This window comes from Mahella sp., assembly GCF_020054945.1.
GTDB lineage: Bacteria > Bacillota > Clostridia > Mahellales > Mahellaceae > Mahella.
In genome coordinates this window covers 1-24,050 of sequence record NZ_JAIHAU010000021.1, presented here as the reverse complement: position 1 = coordinate 24,050, position 24,050 = coordinate 1, and the positions used below count along the sequence as shown (strand labels likewise).

Here is a 24,050-nt window from a genome sequence, read left to right as displayed (position 1 = left end):
GCCATCGACCGAGTTTCAAACTAAACGGCTTTGACGTACACCCGAAGTATTTAAAGTTGTTACAGAGAAACGATGGATATGAATATCAAATATTTAACATAAAGGAGAAATGCCGCATTCCTCTCGCCACTAAAGTAGCGAGCCCCCTGCGGTAATTTATCGTGGACGCTGGGATAAGAGAGGAAGCCGGAAATATGTCTATACTCCATCAAAAACGTTTTATGAATCTAGACTTTCCATTTAGTTTATGGATAGACCAGGATTTAAAATTTGGAGCTCATTGGCATCAAGAAGTAGAGATGGTTTATATGCTCGAAGGGAGCATGCAAATAGGGCTGAACAATGAAATATATACTTTAAACGCCAGAGATATACTTTTTATTAACAGTGGGGACATACATTATTTTTTGCATAACGGCCAATCGAATAAGGAAGTAGTTATTCAATTTGGGCTATCTTTACTGGACATGTATTCTGACGTTATTAGCGGTAGCAGATTTATAAATCCATTGATTAGCCGAAAACAAAAAATCATCGGCAATAGTATTGAGTGTGTTTATCATGAGATTGAAAAGCAAATAATCCTCCTAATAAATGAATATCAGAGTAAACGAACTGGCTATCATATGGCCGTTAAAGCACGATTGTACGATCTTGCGGTAGTTATACTGCGTTATGTTCCCTTGGAAAGGTACTCATTAGAAGAAAGAACTAAGCAGCTATTGCAACTCGAAGTATTAAAAAAAATATTTCAATATGTGGAAGAGCATTATGAGAGCGAAATAAATTTAGAGGATATTTCTACGAGTGTCAATTACAGCGTATTTTATTTCCCCCGTTTTTTTAAAGGTGTGACCGGTATGACTTTTGGACATTATTTGAGGGATTTTCGAATACGGAAGGCAGAAGAATTTTTGAGAAAAAACGATAGCAGCATATCCGAGGTGGCCTTTAGATGTGGTTTTAACAGTGTGAAAACATTTAATAGGGTATTCAAACAATTAAGAGGTTGTTCTCCTACAGCTTATAAGAAAGCAATATATGAGAAGTGATGAGCAATTATTGGCGAGATTTGCAGACCGTATTTTTATATAATACTATTGCAATGAATTGTACTAAAAATGAGTTCAAGAGGAGGATTTTCTTGTATATGCAAATTAAACAACTCATTTCTAAAATGACGTTGGAAGAGAAGATAGCGCAGCTCAACGCGGTTCCGATAGAGGATTTATTAGATGATAGTGGTGAACGGCTATCTGATGCAAAACTCGAGCAACTTCTTGCCAACGGCATAGGTCAGATAACCCGTGTGGCCGGAGGGCTTGGTGATCCGGCCAAAGTCGATACATCGCCGAAACATGCTGCGGAATTGGCCAATATAATACAAAAATACTTGAAAGAGAATACAAGATTAGGCATACCGGCCATGGTACACGAGGAATGTTTAAGCGGTTTTATGGCTGACGGCGCTACTGTATTTCCGCAGGCTATAGGGCTGGCCAGCACATGGGATATCGAGGCCATAGAAACTATGACAAGGGTTATAAGGCAACAGATGAGGGCGACAGGCGCTCATCAGGGGCTTTCGCCGGTACTGGATGTCGCCCGGGATCCAAGATGGGGCAGGGTAGAAGAGACATTTGGCGAGGATCCTTATCTCGTGGCCAGCATGGCTACGTCTTATGTGCGCGGCTTGCAGGGTGAGGATTTAACCAAAGGCGTATTTGCCACGCTGAAACATTTTGCCGGCCACAGCTTTTCCGAAGGCGGTCGCAACTGCGCACCTGTTCATATAGGGCCGAGAGAATTTTGGGATATATTCCTTTTCCCATTTGAAGCAGCGGTGCGGGAGGCCAATGCTAAATCGGTCATGAATGCCTATCATGATATAGATGGTATACCGTGTGCGGCATCGCGCGAGCTGCTGACCGATATTTTGCGAGGGCATTTCAGATTTGACGGTATAGTGGTATCGGATTACGACGCCATAGATCGATTGAGGAAGGTTCATTTTACAGCTAAAGATAAAAAAGAGGCTGCGATTCAGGCATTGGAAGCAGGCATAGATATAGAACTGCCTAAAATGGACTGCTATGGTCAACCGCTAATAGATGCTGTAAAAGAGGGTATGATATCCGAGGCTACGATAAATGAATCGGTAGAACGCGTTTTAACGGCTAAATTTGAGCTTGGTCTTTTCGACGATGTATACGTAGACGTTGACAGCGTATCTGGCTTGTTTGAAACACCTGAACAAAGGGAGCTGTCTCGCGATATAGCTCGCAAGTCTATAGTGCTTTTGAAAAATGATAATGTATTGCCTTTAAGTAAGGATATGGGGTCTATAGCGGTGATAGGGCCAAATGCCGATAATGCGCGCAATATGCTGGGAGACTATGCATTTATGGCACACCGCTCATATGATAAAGCATCGGTACATATAGTCACGGTGTTGGAAGGCATCAAAAATAAAGTGCCCGAGAGCTGCTGTATAACATATGCCAAGGGATGCGATATTGTAGATTCATCTACTGATGGATTTGCTGAAGCCGTCGATGCCGCCAAAACTGCGGATGCAGCCGTAGTGGTGGTGGGGGATAACTCCGGTATATTCGGTAAAGGTACATCTGGCGAGAACGATGATAGAACCGATATAACGCTGCCTGGCGTTCAAATGCAGCTTATAAAAGCCATAAAAGATACCGGTAAGCCAGTAATAGTTGTGCTCATAAATGGCAGGGCATTTGCCGCAAAGGAGTTGGCCGATAACGCCTCGGCACTTATAGAGGCATGGTATCCCGGCGAAGAAGGTGGTAACGCGGTAGCCGACGTATTATTTGGAGATTATAATCCGGCGGGTAGATTGCCGATATCGTTGCCGTGCGAAGTGGGGCAGATACCCATAAACTATAATCTGAAACCAGCTTCTTATATAAATTATTTGTCTACCGAGACTAAACCGGCTTTTGCATTTGGATACGGCATGAGCTATACGACGTTCGGATATAGCGATCTCAACATAACGCCTGCTGTAACGACGTCAGCGAGTAAAGTGGATATAAACTTTAAGGTGACTAATGCCGGGCAGATGGCCGGCGACGAGGTGGTGCAACTTTATATACGCGATGAAGTATCTAGCATCGTTCGGCCTGTTAAGGAACTGAGAGGTTTCAAACGCGTAAACCTTCAGCCGGGCCAAACCAAAGAGATTACATTTACATTGTATGCCGACCAATTGGCTTTTCATGATAAGGACATGAGGCTGGTCGTTGAACCGGGTACATTTAAGGTAATGATAGGAAGCTCATCCGATGACATAAGGCTGGAAGGGAGTTTTGAAATAGGCGGCTTAAAAAGAGAGGTAATGACTGAACGCAGATTCTTTGCCGATGTTTCCGTACAATAAATAAAAAGGGGCATAAAGCCCCTTTTTTACTTAAAATATATCGGTTTTCCTGTGGCTGCTGACTTATATATGGCTTCTAATATTTCGGTTACAACCAATGCCTGTTCGGGTTTAACCAATGGCTCGGTATTGTTTATTACGCTATCGATCCACATCTTGGCCTCAAGTCCCGCCGGGGTAATGCTTTCCCCTTCATAGAAATCTACGCCCTTGCCACCGAGTTCAGGCTTGAATACATAGGTTTTGCTGTATTTATCGCCGTTTATGCGCAGACCATCCAGCATATCAGCGCCGGCCTCGGTACCGCAAAGCACTGTCATGGCCTCGCCGGTTTGCAATGTATTGAGAGCCCAGCTGGATTCCAATATCACTGTAGCCCCATTTTCAAATGTTATAAAGCCGAAAGCTGAATCTTCCACAGTGAATTTTTTAGGATCCCATGAACCCCAGGCATTAGCAGCGTTCTCTTTGCTGCCCAGTTTGTGATATGTAGTGCCTACGGCCATGACCGGCTTATAATTATCCATCATCCAGAGTGTCAAGTCCAGCGAATGGGTGCCTATATCTATCAGTGGGCCGCCCCCCTGCTTTTCCTCATCCAGGAACACGCCCCATGTGGGAACTGCACGCCTGCGTATAGCCAGGGCTTTGGCAAAATATATATCACCTAACTCGCCATTTTCGCACATCTTCTTCAAGTATAAAGAGTCGGATCTGAAACGGTTCTGGTAACCTATGGTTAGCTTTTTGCCGGTCCTTTTAGCAGCTTCCAGCATAGCTCTGGCCTCATCGGAATTTTTGGCCATAGGCTTTTCGCACATTACGTGCTTGCCTGCCTCTAATGCCGCTATAGTTATAGGAGCATGGGCATTGTTAGGCGTGCATACGTGAACCACGTCTATATCATCCATAGCCAGCAGATCCTTGTAATCCGTAAATACCTTGGCGCCGGGTACGCCATATTTTTTTGCGCCTTCTAAAGCTCTTTCTTCAATGAGATCGCAAAAGGCTACCATCTCAACGTTGCTTAAAGCGGATAGACTCGGCATATGTTTGCCGTTGGCAATACCGCCGACTCCAATGATACCCACCTTTACTTTTTCCATAAATAATAAAACCTCCAAGTTTTGATTTTACGTTTTATATTGTATAACGCAAATGGATAATAAGCAAGTTCAATTTTCTTTCTTGCTATAGTACAGGATTTGTAGTATCATCCCATTAGAATATATAAGTTTTATGGAGGGGTGCTTTTATGTATGTAGGTGTTGACTATTATCCCGAGCATTGGCCGGAAGAACGCTGGCAGATCGATGCCGAGATGATGCAGGAGGCAGGTATAAATGCTGTGCGTTTGGCTGAATTTGCTTGGATAAAGATGGAGCCTATAGAAGGCGTATATGATTTTTCATGGTTGGATAAGGCTATAGATATTCTACATAATCATGGCATAAGCGTTATATTGGGTACGCCGACTGGTTCCATGCCGGCGTGGGTGGCATTGAAATATCCGGATGCAGTGGCCACTGATAGAAATGGTCATAAAATACCATATGGCGCGCGCAAGGATAACTGTCCTAGCAGCTTATCTTACAGATTGCTTAGCCAGCGTATAACGCGTACCATGGCTGAGCATTATAGGAATAACCCGGCTGTGATAGGATGGCAGACCGATAACGAATTCGGTGAGCCCAATTGCTATTGCGATACGTGCAAAGCAGCATGGCACGATTGGTTGAAAGAACGTTTTGGTAGCGTAGATAAATTAAACGAGAGTTGGGGGACGGTGTTCTGGAGCCATAGCTATCGTAGCTTTGACGAAGTACCGCTGCCGCGGCGCATGCCCAGCAACCCTAGTCTGGAACTCGATTATATGCGCTTTTATTCCGATCAGGTGGTTTCATTTCAGAAAGAGCAGATCGATATATTAAGGGAAGTTTGCCCACATCAATTCATCACTCATAACTTTATGGGATTCTACGACAACCTCGATTATTATAAATTAGCCAGTGATCTGGACTTTGTGTCATGGGATTATTATTACAACTATGGCTCGACATGGGATGACAGAATGGCGTCGTATAGACGAGGCTCAGCCTCGCATGATTTAATGCGCAGCCTCAAGCATAAGAATTTCTGGATTATGGAGACCAGCGCTGGTCCGACAGGCGCATCTATATACGACCGCAACTTGAGACCTAAAGAAATGAGACGTATGAATTATCAGGCCGTGGCGCACGGAGCTGATGGGCTTATGTGGTTCCGCTGGCGTACCAGCCGTTATGGTCAGGAACAATACTGGCACGGTCTGCTGCAGCATGACGGTCAGCCCAACCGTCGCTATCGGGAAGCGGCTCAAGTGGCCTATGAGTTTCAAAAACTTGCTCCTCAAATAGAAGGATCGCAAATAAAGGCTGATGTAGCCATAGCCTTGTCATACCATGACAGATGGGCGTTTCGCATACAACCAAATAGCAATGCTTTTAATTATGTGGATCATATGATGAGGTATTATAAGGCCTTGATTAAACAAGGCATAAACATTGATTTTGTTAACTTAGACGCCGACGATATATCCGGCTATAAACTTTTGATAGTACCTACAGCTTATATAATGACCGATTATATTGCGGACAAGCTCGACGATTTTGCCAGAAACGGCGGCACTGTTGTATTAACTTTCAGAAGCGGTGTTAAGGATGTGGAGAATGTGCCATATGATATGGTACTACCGGGATTTTTAAAAGACATGGCTGGTATACGTATAGAGGAATACGAAGCCTTAAATAACCGTACCGGCTATCGTGTGGTTTGTGGCGATAAACGATATAGCTGCAGCGTATTTGCTGATTGGATTATACCTGAAAAAGCCACGGCGCTGGTGCGCTATGAAGAAACAGGTATAGACGAGTATGCGGCAGCCACTGTAAACCATCATGGCGATGGTGTTGTATATTATATAGGTACGTGCTTTGACGATGAAGAATTCTACGATAGCCTCTTGACAGGTATGTTGCAAAATGCCCACATAAAGCCGCTGATTGTTCCGCCGAAGGGAGTAGAGATATCTGCGCGCTATAAGGAGAATGCAGCATATGCTTTCATACTTAATCATAACGATCACGATGTAACCATAACTGTACCTCGTGGTGTTGAACTTATTTCGGGTCGTCAGGTAAGTTCATCGATCGATATAACTGCTGGTGATGTGGCTGTGCTAGAGATAAAATAATAAATATCTCTTGATAATCATTCGCGCGCGTGATATAATTTGGTTAAACAAACAAATTTAATTTAATAACGGAGGTATGAAACGATGGAGTTAAAAGGTAGCAAAACAGAAGCAAATCTTTGGGCGGCTTTTGCAGGTGAATCGCAGGCACGCAATAAGTATACGTATTTTGCCAGCCAGGCGGCAAAGGAGGGTTATGAGCAGATAGCAGGCATCTTTGAAGAAACAGCCGGCAACGAAAAGGAACATGCCAAACGCATATTTCGTTTCTTAAATGGCATAGGCAATACGGCTGATAACTTAAAGGCGGCTGCTGCAGGCGAAAACTATGAATGGACCGATATGTATCCGGGTTTTGAAAAAGTAGCCCGCGAAGAGGGTTTTGACGACATAGCGGAGTTCTTTCACGAAGTAGCCAAAGTTGAGAAACATCACAACGAGCGTTACAATGCCTTACTTAAAAACGTGGAGAATGGCGAGGTCTTTGTCAAAGCCGGTCCCACCAAATGGAAATGTCGTAACTGCGGATATATATACGAAGGTGCCGAAGCACCGAAGGTATGTCCGGCTTGCAAACATCCACAGTCTTTCTTTGAACTTTTGTGCGATAATTTTTAATAATGGAGGTATGAAAAATGAGCGTTAAAAATACTAAAGAGGTCTATAAATGTTCGGTATGCGGTAATATCGTAGAGGTATTGCATGTTGGCGGCGGCACGTTGGTATGCTGCGGCAAGCCTATGGAATTGTTGGAAGAAAAGACGGCCGATGCGGCGACCGAGAAACACGTGCCGGTAATAGAGAAAACGGCTGACGGCGTATTGGTCAAAGTAGGGAGCGTACCGCATCCTATGTTGCCCGAGCACTATATCGAATGGATCGAGCTTATAGTTGACGGGGCTTCTTATAGAAAATTCCTGAAACCAGGCGATAAACCGGAAGCTTTCTTTGCCGTGCAGGGTGACGATCTGCAAGCGCGCGAATACTGCAATGTCCACGGATTGTGGAAATCTTAATAAGGATTATCTTTAGAAAATGGGCCGTATAGGCCCTTTTTTATGATTTATTTTACGGTCCCGCTTGCTTTTTACAAAGGATTGTTTTATAATAGTGGTATAGACCACTATACAACTATATGACAGAGGAAGGAGGGGTTACATGAGGATATATGTGGCCGACACAAAGGATGAAATGGCATATCGTGCGGCGGAGATAATAGAGGATCGGTTGATAAAATACCCGGATACTACATTAGGATTGGCGACGGGCGGTACGATGATAGAGCTATACCGGTATCTTGTACAAATGTATGAACGCGGTATTATAAGTTTCAAATCGGTTGTGACGTTTAATCTCGATGAATATGTGGGTATCGAACCTTCTCATCCGGCATCATTTCGCCGCTTTATGTATGAATATCTTTTTAAGCATGTAGATATATTACCTCAAAACGTGCATATACCCGATGGTATGGCGCATGATATGCGAGCGGAGTGCAAAAGCTATGATTGTGCCATAAAAGAGCATGGGGGAATAGACCTGCAGATATTAGGTATAGGATTAAACGGGCATATAGGCTTTAACGAGCCTGGCACACCGTTTGGGACGACTACGCATGTGGTCGATCTTACCGAAACTACCAGAGCGGCCAATGCCGGATTTTTTGGTTCTATAGAGGACGTGCCCAAACAGGCGGTTACCATGGGCATAAAGAACATCATGCAAAGCCGGTCTATAATATTGATGGCCTCAGGAGAGGCCAAAGCTGATATGGTTGCTAAAGCGTTGACAGGCCCCATAACGCCACAAGTTCCGGCTTCGGTATTGCAATTGCATCCTCAGCTTACGGTGATTCTGGATAGGCAAGCGGCGTCATCTATGCCTAAAGATTATTTTGATTGCAGCTTTGTAGCTTAGATTATATAATATAAGCAGATTAAAACGAGAGGAGGATTGTCCTCTGCGCGAGAGCGCGGGGACAGCAACGATGAAGAGGGTTAAAGTAGGTATAATAGGCAATGGAAGCATAAGCCATACGCATATGGCCGGCTATAAGAAACTGGACAATGTTGAGGTGGTGGCCAACTGCGACATAAATGAAGAGAGAGCAAAACAGTTTGCACAGTATTATAACATTCCTCATACGTATGCCGACTATAATGAGATGTTAAAACAGGAGGACTTGGATGCCGTCAGCGTATGCACTTGGAATAACGTACATGCTCCGGCTACCATAGCAGCCCTTAAAGCCGGCAAGAATGTATTATGCGAAAAACCGTTGGCGTTGAATGCCATACAGGCGCAGCAGATGGTAGATACTGCAAAAGACGCCGGTAAACTTCTCATGGTCGGTTTTGTAAGGCGCTTTGGACTTAATACGCAGATATTAAAGCGCATGATAGATAACGGCGATATGGGACAGATATATTATGCTAAGACAGGCTGCTTACGCCGCGTAGGCAATCCTGGCGGCTGGTTCTCTGATAAAAAGCGCTCGGGCGGCGGACCGCTTATCGATCTTGGAGTGCATATGATCGATTTGGTGCGCTATCTGATGGATAAGCCCAAAGCGGTGCTGGCAATGGGTTCAACCTATGATTTGGTAGGGCCGCGTTCGAATATAATAGGCATACAACAGTACAAATCGGCTGATTACAGCGATTATAACGATGTGGAGGACCTTGCGGCAGGTTTTGTGCGTTTTGACAACGGGGCTACGCTTATAGTGGAAAATAGCTGGACGCAGCATATAAAGCGCGACAAGCTTTATTTGGAATTATACGGCAGCAAGGCCGGCGTTACCATGGAACCCGAATTTGAGATATATTCGGAACGCAACGACGTACTGACGGATACAAAGCCTTTCATAGATGTTAATCAAAATGACTTTCAGCCCATATTTGATAAGGAGATAGCGCACTTTGTAGATTGCGTAACCAACGGTACACCGTGTTTGAATCCCGGCGAAGATGGTGTGGAGCTGATGAAAATATTGGATGCAATATATGAATCGGCCGGAACTGGCCATGAGGTTATAATCAAGTGAGGAGGCAAACGTATTATGAATAGGATAGGTGTAATGGTGGATTCCTTCCGCCTGGGCGTGCGCGAAGGTATAAAGAAAGCATATGAAGTAGGTGCTGCCGCCATACAGATTTATGCGGTATCAGGAGAAATGGCTCCGGAAAATTTATCGCTCTCTGCACGGCATGAACTTTTGGACTATATAAAAGGCAACGGTCTTAAGGTTTCGGCACTGTGCGGCGATATGGGGGGGCATGGCTTTGCCATAAAAGAAGATAATCCTGCAAGGATAGAGCGCTCAAAACGTATAATGGATCTGGCGAGAGATTTAGAAACAAATGTGGTGACCACCCATATAGGCGTGGTACCGTCTGATCCAGATCACGACAGATACAAGATATTGCAAGAGGCTTGCGAACAATTGGGAGAGTATGGAGATCAAGTGGGCGCGTATTTTGCTATTGAGACGGGACCGGAGAAAACCGAAACATTGAAGCACTTTTTGGATAGCTTGCATAGCCGCGGCGTTCGCGTAAATTATGACCCTGCCAATCTGGTAATGGTTACGGGAGATGATCCTGTGCAGGGCGTGTATAATTTAAAAGACTACATAGTTCATACACATGCCAAAGATGGTATAATGAAGAAAAAAACCGATCCTGAGATCATATACGGCTTTTTCGCTGATGGGGGCATAGAGGATTTCCGTATCGGCGATTATTTTGAAGAGGTGCCGTTGGGACAGGGCATGGTGGATTTTCCGGCATACGTAAAAGCGCTGAATGATATATGGTATGAAGGTTTCTTTACTATAGAACGTGAGACCGGCGCCGATCCCGAAGCCGATATACGTCAGGCGGTAGAATTCCTGAAGGGGTTGGGTATATAAGAGGTGATTGTTCATAGATTTAATCGATATAAGTGATATAGATAAAGAATCGCCGATACCGATATACTATCAAATAAAGGAACATATGAGGACTCTTGTAGAGGCGGGGAGCTTAAAACCGGGCATGCAAGTCCCATCGGAGCGCGAATTATGCGATGAATATGGCGTGAGCCGCATGACCGTACGACAAGCCATATCCGAATTGGTTAAGGAAGGCGTGCTATATCGTCTGCGCGGCAAGGGTACTTTTGTGGCTGAACCTAAGCTGGATCAACCGATAATGCAATTGTCAAGTTTCAGCGAGGATATGCACAAACGCGGTATGCAAGCCGGAGCAAAAACCATGGATATCAAGGTGGTATATCAGGATATAAGTCATGTGCGCAGAGCATTGCATTTGGAAGACGGAGAACCGGCGCTGAAAATAGAGCGTTTGCGTTTTGCCGACGGCATTCCTATGGTGTTTGAGGTCTCTTACTTCAGCTATAAAAGATTTTATGCATTGGAGAAGGCCGACCTCGAGCACTGTTCCTTATATGATATATTGGAGCAGCAATTCGGCGTACATCCATTGGCGGCTAAAGAGACATTGGAGGCTGCATTGGCCGACAGCTATATCGCATCTATGCTTGGGATAGAGGAGGGAGCGCCTGTGATAATGGTTATCGGCGTTGTATACGATGAATGCGACGTGCCGATAGAATATGTGCGCTCTTATTATCGCGGCGATAGATATAAATTTTACTTGGAATTAAAACGCTGAGTTGATAAAAATAATCCCGATAAGCCTTTGATTTTGCGGTTTACGGGGTTTTTTAAAATGATTTTTTACTGTAAAACCGAGGCCGTGGTAACTTATGGATGATTTAAATATATGTACTATATGGCTTGGCTGTGATATAATATAACGAAGATACTTTGAAAGGGAGGTATATTTTTGATGAATAATGTACCTGATGTAAAGCTGGGTATCGTAGCTGTAAGTAGAGACTGCTTTCCTATAGAACTCAGTCAGAGGCGAAGGAGTGCGGTAGTACAATCATGTACTGCTAAGGGCATAGATATAGTAGAGATAAATACTACTGTAGAAAACGAGATCGATGTGCTTAAAGCACTAGATGAGATAAAAGCGGCCGATGTAAATGCATTGGTTGTATATTTGGGCAATTTCGGTCCGGAAGGCCCTGAAACAATGCTGGCACAAAGATTCAACGGACCTGTCATGTTTGCGGCGGCCGCCGAGGAAACCGAAAATGATCTCTTTGATGGCCGAGGTGATGCTTACTGCGGTATGCTCAACGCATCCTATAACATAGGTTTGCGCAACCTTAATCCTTACATACCGGAATATCCGGTCGGCACAGCCGATGAAGTAGCCGATATGATAGCTGACTTTGTGGATATAGCACGGGTCGTTATAGGGGTATCAAACCTTAAAATATTCGGTTTTGGTCCAAGACCGCAAGACTTCCTGGCGTGTAATGCGCCTATAAAACCGCTTTACGACCTCGGTGCCGAAATAATGGAAAATTCGGAGCTCGATCTTTTTGAATCATTTAATAAACATGCCGATGATCCCAGGATACCTGATGTGGTAAAGGATATGCAGGAAGAGCTTGGTGGCGGCAATAATTATCCCGGTATTTTGCCTAAATTAGCACAATATGAGCTGACCCTGAGGGATTGGATGGATAATCATATGGGAGCGTCGAAATATGCCGCGTTTGCCAACAAATGCTGGCCGGCTTTCCAGACGCAGTTCGGTTTTGTACCGTGTTATGTAAATTCCAGACTTACGGGTCAGGGCATACCCGTAGCATGTGAGACTGATATATATGGCGCTTTGAGCGAGTATATCATAACCTGTGCTACGCAGATGCCGCCTACGTTGCTGGATATAAATAATACTGTGCCCAAAGATATGTATGAGCATAATAAGAGCAAGTTCGAAGGCTATAAGCCCACAGATTTGTTCATGGGCTTCCATTGCGGCAATACCAACAAAGGGTGCATGGTGAACGCATCGATGAGGTATCAGCTCATAATGCATCGAACGCTGGAGCCGAACAAGGAGCCCGATATCACGCGCGGCACATTGGAGGGTACGATAAGGCCCGGGGAAATCACGCTGTTTAGACTGCAAAGCACGGCTGATTGCCAACTTAGGACTTACATCGCTCAAGGCGAAGTTATAGATGTGGATCCCAAGTCGTTCGGCAGTATAGGTGTATTTGCCGTCAGAGAGATGGGGCGTTTCTACAGGCATGTGTTGATAGCTAAGCGTTATCCGCATCACGCGGGCGTAGCCTTTAAACATACCGGCAAGGTATTGTTTGCGGCTATGAAGATGCTGGGTGTTGATGATATAGGGCTAAATCAACCATCCACCGTATTATATGAGGATGAGAATCCTTTTAAATAAAACTTTAAGGAGATGATTGCAAATGGATAAGATGCAAAGGATATTGAGTTTTGCCATACGTTTAGAAAAACAAGGCCAAAATTTTTATACGTATTATAAAGAGCAGGTAACCAATCCGAGTACCAAAAAAATATTCGAACAATTGGCGGAGATGGAGGACGGCCACCATCAAATGCTTCAGGATAAATACGATGAGATATACGGTTCTTCCGAACTCAAAGTTATATCATGGGTGGTCGATACCAATAAATATATAAAGCATCCGTCGATATTCGGCAACCAAGCTCAACAGTTGCCTGAGGCGGAGGGCGATGACGATATGTCCGATCTTGCCGTAATACGTATGGCGTATTCGATAGAGAGCGACTTTGTGGAATTTTACTCAGCGGCAGAGAAAGAGGTAGACGATGAAGGAGCCAAAAAGCTTCTCGATACGCTGAAACAATGGGAAGAGGGGCACAAACGGTTCTTCCATGATCGTTATCAGCAGATGATGAAAAGAAGCTGGTCTGACATGAACGCTTTCTTCTTCCCGGAAAGCTGAAAAATAAGGCAAGGGCATCTTATCTGATCGATACCCTGATAAGATGCCCTTTAGGATATTTGTATCTTTATAAAGGAATGATAAAAATGTTAAAAATAGAGAATTTACATGTATCGGTAGATGGGAAACCTATATTAAAAGGTATAGACCTTCAAGCCGACGAGGGTGAGACGCATATACTGCTCGGCCCCAATGGCGGTGGGAAAACCACCCTTTTGATGAGTATACTGGGCATGCCGAGATATGAAGTGACCCATGGGCGGATAATTTTTAAGGATCGCGATATAACGCATATGACCCTCGATGAGAGGGCCAGGCTCGGCATAGGCATGATGTTTCAGAAGCCGCCGGCTGTGCGCGGCGTGAAGCTGGCCCAGATAGCTGATATAGCAGCACATGCGAGAGGCAATAATGTAGCCGTCGCCGCCGTGGCGGAGAGATTGAACCTTGAAGAGCATATGGACCGCGATTTAAACTACGGTTTTTCAGGAGGCGAGTTGAAACGCTCCGAACTGTTACAGCTTATATGCCAGAATCCGGAGATGGTGTTGCTGGATGAGCCCGAGTCAGGCGTGGATATGGACAACATATCGCTTATAGGCAATATGATAAACGAACTGTTGCATAAAGATAAAGTAAAAGGCCGCAAGGTATCCGGCATTATAGTGACGCATACGGGCTATATACTAGAGTATGTGAACGCCGATAAAGGCCATATACTTATGGATGGCAGGATAGTGTGCAGCGGAGGCGCGAGGGATATATTCGATGAGGTCCGCTTGCATGGCTTTGGGAGGTGCGAGCAATGTCAATAGAGCTGAGATATGAAGACGAATTGAAAGAAAGGGCTGTAAAAGCGCTGGATAAAAAGGCAACTTATGGCGAGGATATAGACCTTTCGATTTTTGAGGAACCCGATGAAAGCGAGACCGTGGACGAGCTATCCAAGCTCCCGCGCGAGATTCAAGAGGCTGCCATAGCATCAGGCATAGATCCTACAGAGGCTAATCGTTCAGGAAGCTTTATGCAACTGGATCATACGGTCATATACAGGAATATACAAAAGGCCTATGGTGATAAGCTGGAGATAATGGACATAAACGATGCCATGGCAAAATACCCCGAGATCCGCGAAAAATATTGGTGGCGTGCCGCAAAGGTGGATCAGGATAAATATACGGCTTTTTCCGAACTGCATAGCGCACACGGTTACTTTATACGCGTTTTTGCCGGCCAAAAGGTCGACAAACCTATACAATCATGCCTTATGCTTCAGGAAAATGCCAGAGTGCAGAATGTGCACAACATCATCGTAGTGGAAGAAGGGGCCGATGCGCAGGTTATCACAGGGTGCTCTCTGGCGCCTAAAGTGGAAAATGGGCTGCACCTCGGTATATCGGAATTCTTTGTCGAAAAGGATGCCAAATTGACATTTACAATGATACACAACTGGGCGCCGGAGTTTCATGTCCGCCCGCGTTCCGCGGCAGTAGTGGGCGATAACGGCGTCTTTATAAACAATTATGTTTTGCTAAAACCCGTGCGTTCGATACAATCCTTCCCATCAGCCAGGCTGGTGGGTAAAAACTCTGTGGCGGCCTTTAACTCACTGCTGTATGGTCTGGAGGATTCAAGTATAGATGTCGGCTCACGTATAATACTGGAGGGCGAAGGTTCATCGGGGCAGGCCATATCCAGGGCCATCGTCAATGATAGCTCCAAGATATACGCGCGCGGCGCGTTGGAATCCAAACAGGATGACAGCCGCGCTCATTTGGATTGCCGCGGCATATTGATGTCGCCGTACGGTATGATGTATGCGGTACCCGAGCTTTTATCCGAGGCCACGGGCAGCTACCTCTCGCATGAAGCAGCTATAGGCCCGATAGCAGAGGAGGAAGTGGAGTACCTCATGTCGCGCGGCCTTACAAAAGATGAGGCCATATCGCTCATAACCAGAGGTTTTATGGATGTCAAGATACTGGGGCTGCCAAAGATGTTAGAAGACTATATATCCGAGATGATAGAGGCTACCCAGAAAGAAAGCATGTGATAAACACCCCTTTCATTTTTGTAATAGCTGCACGCTTGCCCGTGCAGCTATATGTTTAAACGGACCATGAAGGATCGTTTGCATAAGAATCACTGTTGGTTTAAAGAACCTTATTTAGCGGCCTTGTCAGCAGCGGCGGCATTTTTAGTGGCGGCCTTACGGTCTTGGGCCATTTCCTCTACTGTTTTTACTTTAAGCCTAGCTGCGCCACGGTAATCCTTCGTTTTTATCAGATTGCCGGATGAGAGCCTTTGCTTGGCCTTATCTATAGCTTCTTTGTACTGTGGTAGCCATTGTGCCTCAGCCACCAACATTTCATCCACCAGCTGCCATACCTCGGGTGGATTGCATACGGCGCCGACCAATGGATCCATCAGCATGGCCTGACGCAATAGCATGTCGTCGCCGTGTACCGCTGCTTCTACAGCCATGCGTTGCACTGATATGTTAGAGTTGCACATGGCCGCACATCCGAGCGGCAGATCGCCTATACGCGGTATATTTATGCCGTTGTAATCTACGTAGCCCGGTACCTCCACTATTGCATCAGTAGGCAGATTGGTGATGGTATTGTGGTTGACCACATTAAAATGGCCGCGATAGGTGCGTCCGGTTTCCAGACCTTCTATTATATAAGAGCCGTGCTCTTTGCTGCGGTGAGATTGATCATATACTAGCGGAGGCTCTTTTAGCCAATTGGGGAAATCGGTCTCAAACCAATTGCGCCCTTCCGTGCATACGCGTAGATATCCGCCGGTTTCACCATTGATCCAACTGCTTAAGTCAATCCAATCCTTTATCTCATCCGGTCTCTTGCGATACCATGGCACATATTCGCTTAAATGGCCGTTGGATTCGGTGCTGTAATACCCAAATCTGCGCAGTATATCAATGCGGACCTTCTCGGTTTTGCTATATACGGGGTGTTTTTCGAATGCTTCCAGCAGCTTGCCTGTCATATCTTCCCCTCTATGTTTGACCTGTATGTACCAGGTCATGTGGTTTATACCGGCACATATGATGTCGACCTCTTCGGGTTTCAGGCCGAGTACCTCGGCTATCTGCTGATGTCCGCCTTGAACGCCGTGGCACAAACCGATGGTTTTTACACCTCCATATTTGTTGCAAGCCCATGTTATCATGGCATTGGGATTGGCGTAATTGAGCAATAAGCAATCCGGCGCGCTGACATCTCGTATGTCCTTGCAGAAATCCAATACGGCCGGTATGCCGCGCTGGCCGTACATGATGCCGCCGGCGCACAGGGTATCGCCTACGCACTGGTCTATACCGTATTTGAGCGGTATGTCTATATCCATCTGAAAGGCTTCCAATCCACCTATACGCACCACATTGAATACATACTTGGCATCTTTTAATGCCTCGCGGCGATCCAGCGTGGCTGTGAGAGTGGCTTTGCATCCGTTCTCAATTATATCCCTCCGGCATAATTGCGTTACCATATCGAGATTGCGCTGGTTTATGTCAGTAAAAGCGATTTGTACATCGTTAAACTCCGGCACCGATAAGAGATCGCGCAAAAGCCCGCGTGTAAAGCCGATACTGCCGGCACCGATAAAAGCTACCTTAAAAGCCATAAAAACTCTCCTACCAATAATTTGTCTTTGTTTCATTATATCAAAGGCACTATCGACGGATTTAAGATATAGCGTCCTTTTAGATAAATCAAAAGCAATAAATTGCGTCATGTGATATAATAATATCAACTAGTAAGTGCTGAGGTGATTGATTATGGCAGCATCGATTTATGATCTATATAACGAGTTATTGCATAATATAAAAGTTGTACCTAATTTCCAAAATTATTACGATGTAGAATTTGTACAGGGCTTTGATATGCCAATGCATCAACATAGAAGCATAGAACTCATGTATGTTAGCAAGGGCAAATGTACGATCTCTATAATGGAGCATAGCTTGACATTATCGGCGGGAGAATTCGTGCTGATAAACGGCGACATACCTCATCGCTTGTATGTAAAGAGGGGCAGGAACTGCCATGTGGCTAATATGGAATTTATATTTTGTCCAAGCGATGATGTGCTATGTTCTATAAGCGATCTATGGACATTATCTGATGAGATAAGAAAGTTCTTGAGTAGCGACAATGAATTTTTCCATTTAAGCGATTCCGAGACACTTTATGTGACTGTTTGGGATATCCTTCGGGAGTTGGAGTCTGATGATGCAAGCAAAAATCTTCTTTTACCCCTTATGGTATTGGAACTCATGCTCAAAATGTCGCGAATATATTGTGCCGACCAAATAGCTGATCATAGCTCGGCTAATGTATATGTTAATAAAAGTTTAGATTATATGCGCAGGCATTATTCGGAGGACATTTCGATAGATGACATAGCTGTGGCTTTGAGTATAAGCACGAGATACTTCCAAAAGATATTTAAGCAGGCTATCGGCCATACTCCCATGGAACATCTCAACAAATTGCGCATAGATAAGGCCAAACTATTGCTGCGAAAAACAGACATTCCTTTGACCGATTTGTGTCTTATGGTAGGCATAAACAGCCGGCAATATTTCTCTTATTTATTTAAAAAATATACAGGCCTTTCACCGAGCGAATTTCGCCGGAAATCCAATGTTTGAAATGGTAAAATCGCAGATCATCACTATTTATGTGACTTGTGCTATAGCTATATTTGGTATATAATAAATAGTATCTGATAATTATTATCGCCCATATTGATTTTGTATAATAAGGAGTGGTTTCTATAAAACATAATATAGTCAGGATTATAAGCAACATATTCTTTATACTGGCTATGGTGGTTGCGGCATATGCATTGTTTTCGTTATATATGGCGTACCGAAGTCTGCCACCGGGTGTTTGTCCGGTGGATAATAATCGCGGTTGGCTGTATGCCGCCATAATTCTGTCGGTGGTCTCATTGGTGTTGTCGTTTTTCGAAGGAAAGAATAAATAGATATGGAGGGTAAAATCTTGAGAATAGTAGTCATAGGTTCCGTGGCGGCCGGCACATCGGCTGCGGCTAAAGCGAGGCGCAATGATGAAAGCGCCGAGATAGTCATATATGAGAAGGATAAGGACATATCGTATTCCGGATGCGGACTGCCCTATTACATAGGTGGGGTGGTCAAGGAGCGCGCTAAGCTTACGCCACGCGATGAGGCCTTCTTCAAACAGCGGTATAATATCGACGTATTTACCGGACATTCGGTTACCGACATAAATCCTGCGGCTAAGACTTTGAGTATAGTGAATATGGTCACCAATGAGCGATTCGAGGATAGATACGACAAGTTGCTCATAGCCACCGGCGCGCATCCTATCATGCCGCCCATACCCGGCATAGATAAACCCAACGTATTTCCGTTGAGAAATGTTGCCAATGCCGATGCTATAAACGAATTCATTCAAGAGAAACAGCCTAGACGCGCCGTCATAATAGGAGGTGGTTTTATCGGGCTGGAGATGGCCGAAAATCTTGTGCGCCGAGGCATAGCGGTGGATTTGGCCGATATGGCGTCGCAGGTGATGACGCCGATGGACCCCGATATGGCCATATATGTCCAACAGCATCTTGAGCGAAACGGTGTAAAGCTGTATCTCGGCCATGCGGTAGAAGGGCTGTCCGGTCAGGACATGGTCGATAGGGTGCGCATTGCCGATGGCATTGAGATTGAAACCGATATGGTCATCATGGCCATAGGTATAAGGCCTGAGGTTGAGCTGGCTAAAAGAGCAGGCGTAGCGCTAGGCCCTACCGGTGCTATAGCGGTCGATACGCGCATGCGTACAAATGTACCGGATATATACGCTGCAGGGGACTGCGCCGAGGCATTTTCGGTGATAAACGGAAAACCCTTGTACCGTCCGCTCGGCTCAACGGCCAACAAAATGGGGCGCATAGCCGGCGATCAGATGACCGGAGGCGATCTCGAATTCCGCGGCGTATTGGGTACCGGCATATTCAAGATATTTGATATGGCGGTGGCGCAAACGGGCTTATCCGAAAAAGAAGCCGTAGCACAGGGCTATGATGTCGTGGTGTGCCATAATACAAAATACGATCATGCCGATTATTACCCGGACAGCGCGAGAATGGTTATAAAAGCGGTGGCCGATAAGGCGACGCATAAAATCATGGGCGCTCAGATAGTGGGACTTCGCGGTGTGGACAAGCGCATAGATGTTTTTGTGACGGCTATAACGTTTGGAGCAAAGGCGGAGGATTTATTCCATCTCGATCTGGCATATGCGCCGCCATTTTCCACGACAAAAGATCCGGTCATGTATACCGGGATGATACTGGAGGGTATACTAAAACGCCAGCGCCCTCTTATGACACCCGACCAACTGATACAGCGCCAGATGGCCGGGGAACCTATAACGATTATAGATACCAGAGAGCCCGAGGCGTATGAGGAAGGGCATATCGAAGGCGCTGTAAATATACCGCTTGCGGATCTTCGCCACGAAGCCGACAAACTTGACAAGAGCATACCCGTCGTTACCTATTGTAACAACGGCGTGACGGGCAACGCTGCGCAGAATGTATTGCTGCAGATGGGTTTTAAAGAGGTGTATAACCTATCGGGCGGATACAACAACTATAAGGTGCAGAAGGAGCGATTTTAGAGAATACGATGGGAATCATCGCCAATTTAGTAGCGATGTAGTTCACGCGCTTTACAAGTTTACCACGATAAAGTATAATAGCTAATGTTAAATAAAATATTATGCAGGAGGATGAGCTTTTAATGAAAAAATCAACATTATGGCTGTTGATGATAGCTGTTATACTTACTATGGTATTTGCAGCTTGCAGCACAAGTACCAACACAGGTGGGGCGACGGACGATTCGATGGATAAGATAAAACAAGCCGGCAAGTTTGTGGTGGGTTTGGACGATACCTTTGCGCCGATGGGATTCAGGGATGAAAAAGGCGAAATAGTGGGTTTTGACATTGATTTGGCAAAAGAGGCGGCCAAACGCATGGGCGTGGACGTGGAATTTAAGCCGGTGGAATGGGACGGCATCATCATGAGCCTGAACAACGGCGATATAGATGTTATATGGAACGGATTGACCATAACCGAAAGCAGAGAAAAAGAGATCAATTTCACTAAACCATATATGAGCAATAGGCAGATCATAATGATAAAGAAAGGCTCGCCTATAAAAGGCAAAGAGGATCTCGCCGACAAGGTGGTCGGTGTCCAGATGAACAGCAGCAGCGATGAAGCGCTAACCGCAGATAAAAAAACGGCTGATTCATTAAAAGAGATCAGACGTTTCCAGGATAACGCTACCGCATTGATGGACCTGTCGGCCGGACGCTTAGATGCTGTGGTGGTGGATGAGATCCTCGGCAGGTACTACATGACCAAAAAACCTGATGAATATGATATATTGGAAGATAATTTCGGCGAAGAGCAGTATGGTATCGGCGTGCGTAAATCGGATATAGCCTTTCTGGAACAGCTCAATAAGGTTATGGATGAGATGAAAGCTGATGGTACAGCAAGCGAGATATCCAAAAAGTGGTTTGGAGAGGATATAGTGCTTAAATAGCACGAAAAGCCATGGATTATATATTAAATATTACTTGGTTTATACTACAGGGTAGCCTGACTACGGTAGAGTTGTTTTTCATCACTGCCGTGCTGGCTACCCCTTTGGGTTTTTTGGTAGCTATGGGCGAAATATCCAAATTTAAGCCTTTGAGCAAACTGCTGTATTTATATACATGGATTTTCCGGGGAACGCCTCTCATGTTGCAGATATTTTTCGTATATTACGGCTTGCCTACCTTTGGCATAAAATTCGATAGCTTTACTGCGGCGTCGCTGGCCATGGTTATAAATTACGCTGCTTACCTGGCAGAGATATTCAGAGCGGGTATGCAATCCATAGATATCGGACAGATAGAGGCATCCAGAGCACTGGGCATGACATATGGCCAGATGATGCGCCATATCATATTGCCTCAAACCATAAAGAGGGTGCTGCCGCCGGTGTCCAATGAGTTTATATCGCTTATAAAGGATACCGCGCTGGTATCGGTTATAGGCATGGGGGATTTGCTGAGGGCTGCTAAACAAGTAGTTACGCGGGATTTCAACATAACGGCTTTTATTATAGCGGCCGTACTATATCTCTTGATGACATCGGTGGTGGTCGCGGCATTCAGACGCCTTGAAGCCCGATATTCGGTTTATGATGGATAAAGAATTCCATCTTTGACAGTTGAAAGAGACAAGAAGCATGGGAACCTGGGCTAATAATTGGACAATTAACTATGATAACATGTAAATAAGCGTTGAGAGGCGCAGATAATTATGACACAAAAACGATATAGTGAGGAATTTAAAGAGCAAATAGTAAAAGAATGTGAGGAAGTTGGCAATGTCGCTATGGTAGCCCGCAGGCATAATTTATCTCCTAAAACAATATACGGTTGGACTTATGCTGCTAAAAAGAGGGGTTCTATTAAACCATTACCTAAAAATCAAAATAAGAGGCTATCAGAAGCTGAAAAGCGCTTAGAAACCATAAGCCAAGAAAACATCCAATTAAAAAAACTGCTTGGTGAAAAAGAACTTGAGCTTGCCATTCTAAGAGATTTGAGGGATACAGTAAACCCTCGGTAACCGGCAAAGTAAAAGTGGCTGAGAAGTGGATTTCCAAGGGGTATAAGGCAAGCCTTGTACTGAACTTTGTCGGTTTAGCACCATCCACTTATTATGAGAACATAAACAGACAAAATAGAGAGCAAAAGGATAAAGGAGAAGTCCAAGAGGATAAGAGTAATCATCATGGCAGGCCTGTACCGGGTTATTCTTTTACTTATGATGGCCGCAAAATATCAGATGAAGAAATAAAAGAGCGTTTAAGTGAACTAATATGTTCTGATGGCTATCCGTATGGTTATCGCAAGCTTGCGATGTCATTAAATAGGGATTACAATATAGCGGTTAATCACAAAAAAGTGTATAGATTATGTGATGAAATGGGGATATTGAGGCCGCAGAGGGTAATAGCATCCAGGCATCCCAGGCATTTAGCTAAAATGGACACAGTAAACGCTTCAAATCAGCTATGGGAAATGGATATAAAATATGGATATATAGCAGGAGAAGATCGGTTTTTCTTTCAATTATCGGTTATAGATGTATATGACCGGTCAATAATAGATTATTACGTGGGATTATCATGCACAGCCAAAGATGCTTGTAGGATGCTAAGAAACGCGTTAGCGGTAAGAGGGCTTAACGATTGTACCAATCTGCCAAAGATAAGGACAGATAATGGCCCGCAATTTGTTTCTAAGCTGTTCAATGATACGGTAGAAGGGCTGGATATCATACATGAGAGAATACCAGTAAAGACGCCTAATATGAATGCGCATATAGAATCATTTCACTCGATACTAGAATATGAGTGTTATAGCCGGTATGAGTTTGAGAGTTTTATGGAAGCATATGGCGTTATAGATGAGTACATGAGATACTATAACGAGAGAAGGAGGCATGGGAGCATAAAATATATGGCTCCAAATAAGTTTTATGAAGCATTCATGAGCAATGGTGTGAAAATCAAAGAATTCAGTGCATGATCTCCGGAATTAGGGGGTCAAGCCGCTTTCGGAGTTTCCGAAAGTACTCGGTGATATGTCAAGAGGGTAGAGAAAAAATTTAAAAAAAAGAAGGAATTATAAAATAAATGGCGAATATATAATATATAACTATAATATAGAACGATTTAGATTATATTAAGGTTCTTGAAAACCTACTGGGAATTTAATAGATTCTCAACAGAGGCCATACAGCTTTCGTAATAGAGCCTAACAGGAAGAGGATACATTTATATGTGGGATATAATAGGTAAAAGTATAAAGAAAATTTTTTGAACTGGACAAAATACATAAATCAGTTGCAGAGAATAATTAACCGGAAGGAAAGGGATATATATGGTGAATGTTGGATGTAAGACATAAACAATCGAACCTTTAACAGAGATTTTAAGCGCTTTCGAGGTTTCCGAAAGTACTCTTCGCATACGTCAAAGAGACATTCATTCGAGTATTGCAAGCCCGAAGGCAAAAGCATTTAATCGAACGGAGTGATTTCCAACAGATGTGAGAGTACTACATCAAACTACCGAAGATTGCAGTAAATATCTGGACTTGATAAGCGAAAGGTACACTAGTACATGTGTGTTAGAAGAACCGTATGCGGGAAAACTGCATATACGGTTCTGGTGTGCTGCGAAAGCTGCACCAAAGATGGAGGAAGACCCTCCGGCAGGGACTGGTCAGGCAGACCTGCCAAACAGCCTTCTGCTGCTGTAGTTAAAAGCTATGGTAGTGAGCAACGAAGGAAAAGTCCATATGAAATGGGCATGTGGGTTCTATGAAGATGAACGCAAGTGAACCGCTGATGAGGTGTCGATAGCGTAAAGTGATGTCAAAA

22 protein-coding genes are annotated in these 24,050 nt (G+C 44.5%); 20 read left to right on the top strand and 2 right to left on the bottom strand.

Going from position 1 to position 24,050, the window contains the following annotated elements; all coding sequences use genetic code 11:
• The first annotated feature begins 161 nt into the window (after window positions 1-161).
• Complete coding sequence (locus JG770_RS05845; protein WP_291956413.1) at window positions 162-1,052, top strand: AraC family transcriptional regulator; 891 nt, start codon at window positions 162-164, stop codon at window positions 1,050-1,052.
• 98 nt (window positions 1,053-1,150) lie between these two features.
• The gene (locus tag JG770_RS05840; protein WP_291956410.1) at window positions 1,151-3,406 is read left to right on the top strand and encodes a glycoside hydrolase family 3 N-terminal domain-containing protein; all 2,256 of its coding nucleotides are present in this window, start codon (window positions 1,151-1,153) and stop codon (window positions 3,404-3,406) included.
• Window positions 3,407-3,432: 26 nt separating this feature from the next.
• On the opposite strand, the gene JG770_RS05835 is transcribed toward JG770_RS05840, so the two are convergent.
• Complete coding sequence (locus JG770_RS05835; RefSeq protein WP_291956407.1) at window positions 3,433-4,512, bottom strand: Gfo/Idh/MocA family oxidoreductase; 1,080 nt, start codon at window positions 4,510-4,512, stop codon at window positions 3,433-3,435.
• A 149-nt stretch (window positions 4,513-4,661) separates the two neighbouring features.
• Here JG770_RS05835 and JG770_RS05830 point away from each other — a divergent pair, with 149 nt between their 5' ends.
• The 11 genes from JG770_RS05830 to JG770_RS05780 all read left to right on the top strand — a co-directional run bounded on the left by JG770_RS05830 (window position 4,662) and on the right by JG770_RS05780 (window position 15,570).
• Entirely contained in the window at window positions 4,662-6,638 is a 1,977-nt protein-coding gene (locus JG770_RS05830; protein WP_291956404.1) for a beta-galactosidase, read from the top strand.
• Between the two features lie 84 nt (window positions 6,639-6,722).
• Window positions 6,723-7,256, top strand: coding sequence for a rubrerythrin (gene rbr / locus JG770_RS05825; protein WP_291956401.1), 534 nt, complete (start codon window positions 6,723-6,725; stop codon window positions 7,254-7,256).
• 17 nt (window positions 7,257-7,273) lie between these two features.
• Window positions 7,274-7,654: a desulfoferrodoxin gene (locus JG770_RS05820; protein ID WP_291956399.1), complete on the top strand. Its 381-nt coding sequence runs from the start codon at window positions 7,274-7,276 to the stop codon at window positions 7,652-7,654.
• Between the two features lie 142 nt (window positions 7,655-7,796).
• A complete protein-coding gene (nagB, locus tag JG770_RS05815) occupies window positions 7,797-8,555 on the top strand; it encodes a glucosamine-6-phosphate deaminase (protein ID WP_291956397.1) in 759 nt (252 codons plus the stop codon).
• Window positions 8,556-8,625: 70 nt separating this feature from the next.
• Complete coding sequence (locus JG770_RS05810; RefSeq protein WP_291956395.1) at window positions 8,626-9,684, top strand: Gfo/Idh/MocA family oxidoreductase; 1,059 nt, start codon at window positions 8,626-8,628, stop codon at window positions 9,682-9,684.
• Window positions 9,685-9,699: 15 nt separating this feature from the next.
• A complete protein-coding gene (locus JG770_RS05805) occupies window positions 9,700-10,551 on the top strand; it encodes a sugar phosphate isomerase/epimerase family protein (protein ID WP_291956391.1) in 852 nt (283 codons plus the stop codon).
• Window positions 10,552-10,558: 7 nt separating this feature from the next.
• Window positions 10,559-11,314: a GntR family transcriptional regulator gene (locus tag JG770_RS05800; RefSeq protein ID WP_291956389.1), complete on the top strand. Its 756-nt coding sequence runs from the start codon at window positions 10,559-10,561 to the stop codon at window positions 11,312-11,314.
• Window positions 11,315-11,491: 177 nt separating this feature from the next.
• Window positions 11,492-12,973: a fucose isomerase gene (locus JG770_RS05795; protein WP_291956416.1), complete on the top strand. Its 1,482-nt coding sequence runs from the start codon at window positions 11,492-11,494 to the stop codon at window positions 12,971-12,973.
• Between the two features lie 22 nt (window positions 12,974-12,995).
• Complete coding sequence (locus JG770_RS05790) at window positions 12,996-13,517, top strand: ferritin family protein (RefSeq protein ID WP_291956386.1); 522 nt, start codon at window positions 12,996-12,998, stop codon at window positions 13,515-13,517.
• 86 nt (window positions 13,518-13,603) lie between these two features.
• Entirely contained in the window at window positions 13,604-14,332 is a 729-nt protein-coding gene (locus tag JG770_RS05785; protein WP_291956383.1) for an ABC transporter ATP-binding protein, read from the top strand.
• Window positions 14,323-15,570 (top strand): SufD family Fe-S cluster assembly protein, encoded by a 1,248-nt coding sequence (locus JG770_RS05780; protein ID WP_291956380.1) that lies wholly within the window; start codon window positions 14,323-14,325, stop codon window positions 15,568-15,570. Before JG770_RS05785 ends, JG770_RS05780 begins: the two co-directional genes overlap by 10 nt.
• Before the next feature lie 110 nt (window positions 15,571-15,680).
• Here JG770_RS05780 and JG770_RS05775 read toward each other — a convergent pair whose 3' ends face one another.
• Entirely contained in the window at window positions 15,681-17,168 is a 1,488-nt protein-coding gene (locus JG770_RS05775) for an alpha-glucosidase/alpha-galactosidase (RefSeq protein WP_291956376.1), read from the bottom strand.
• Between the two features lie 154 nt (window positions 17,169-17,322).
• Between JG770_RS05775 and JG770_RS05770 the strand changes: the two genes are divergently transcribed.
• The 7 genes from JG770_RS05770 (at window position 17,323) to JG770_RS05740 (ending at window position 23,929) form a co-directional block, all read left to right on the top strand.
• Window positions 17,323-18,198 (top strand): helix-turn-helix domain-containing protein, encoded by an 876-nt coding sequence (locus JG770_RS05770; protein WP_291956373.1) that lies wholly within the window; start codon window positions 17,323-17,325, stop codon window positions 18,196-18,198.
• A gap of 116 nt (window positions 18,199-18,314) precedes the next feature.
• Window positions 18,315-18,536: a hypothetical protein gene (locus JG770_RS05765; protein WP_291956371.1), complete on the top strand. Its 222-nt coding sequence runs from the start codon at window positions 18,315-18,317 to the stop codon at window positions 18,534-18,536.
• 17 nt (window positions 18,537-18,553) lie between these two features.
• Window positions 18,554-20,212, top strand: coding sequence for an FAD-dependent oxidoreductase (locus JG770_RS05760; RefSeq protein ID WP_291956368.1), 1,659 nt, complete (start codon window positions 18,554-18,556; stop codon window positions 20,210-20,212).
• A 227-nt stretch (window positions 20,213-20,439) separates the two neighbouring features.
• Window positions 20,440-21,150, top strand: a complete 711-nt coding sequence (locus tag JG770_RS05755) for an amino acid ABC transporter substrate-binding protein (protein WP_363320935.1) — start codon at window positions 20,440-20,442, stop codon at window positions 21,148-21,150.
• Between the two features lie 11 nt (window positions 21,151-21,161).
• On the top strand, window positions 21,162-21,806 hold the full coding sequence (locus JG770_RS05750) for an amino acid ABC transporter permease (protein ID WP_291956363.1): 645 nt from the start codon (window positions 21,162-21,164) through the stop codon (window positions 21,804-21,806).
• A 111-nt stretch (window positions 21,807-21,917) separates the two neighbouring features.
• A protein-coding gene (locus tag JG770_RS05745) for an IS3 family transposase (RefSeq protein ID WP_291956362.1) occupies window positions 21,918-23,194 on the top strand; the annotation gives its coding sequence in 2 pieces (ribosomal slippage) (window positions 21,918-22,224 and window positions 22,224-23,194; 1,278 coding nt in all).
• Window positions 23,195-23,716: 522 nt separating this feature from the next.
• Window positions 23,717-23,929: a hypothetical protein gene (locus tag JG770_RS05740; RefSeq protein WP_291956360.1), complete on the top strand. Its 213-nt coding sequence runs from the start codon at window positions 23,717-23,719 to the stop codon at window positions 23,927-23,929.
• The last annotated feature ends 121 nt before the right edge of the window (window positions 23,930-24,050 follow it).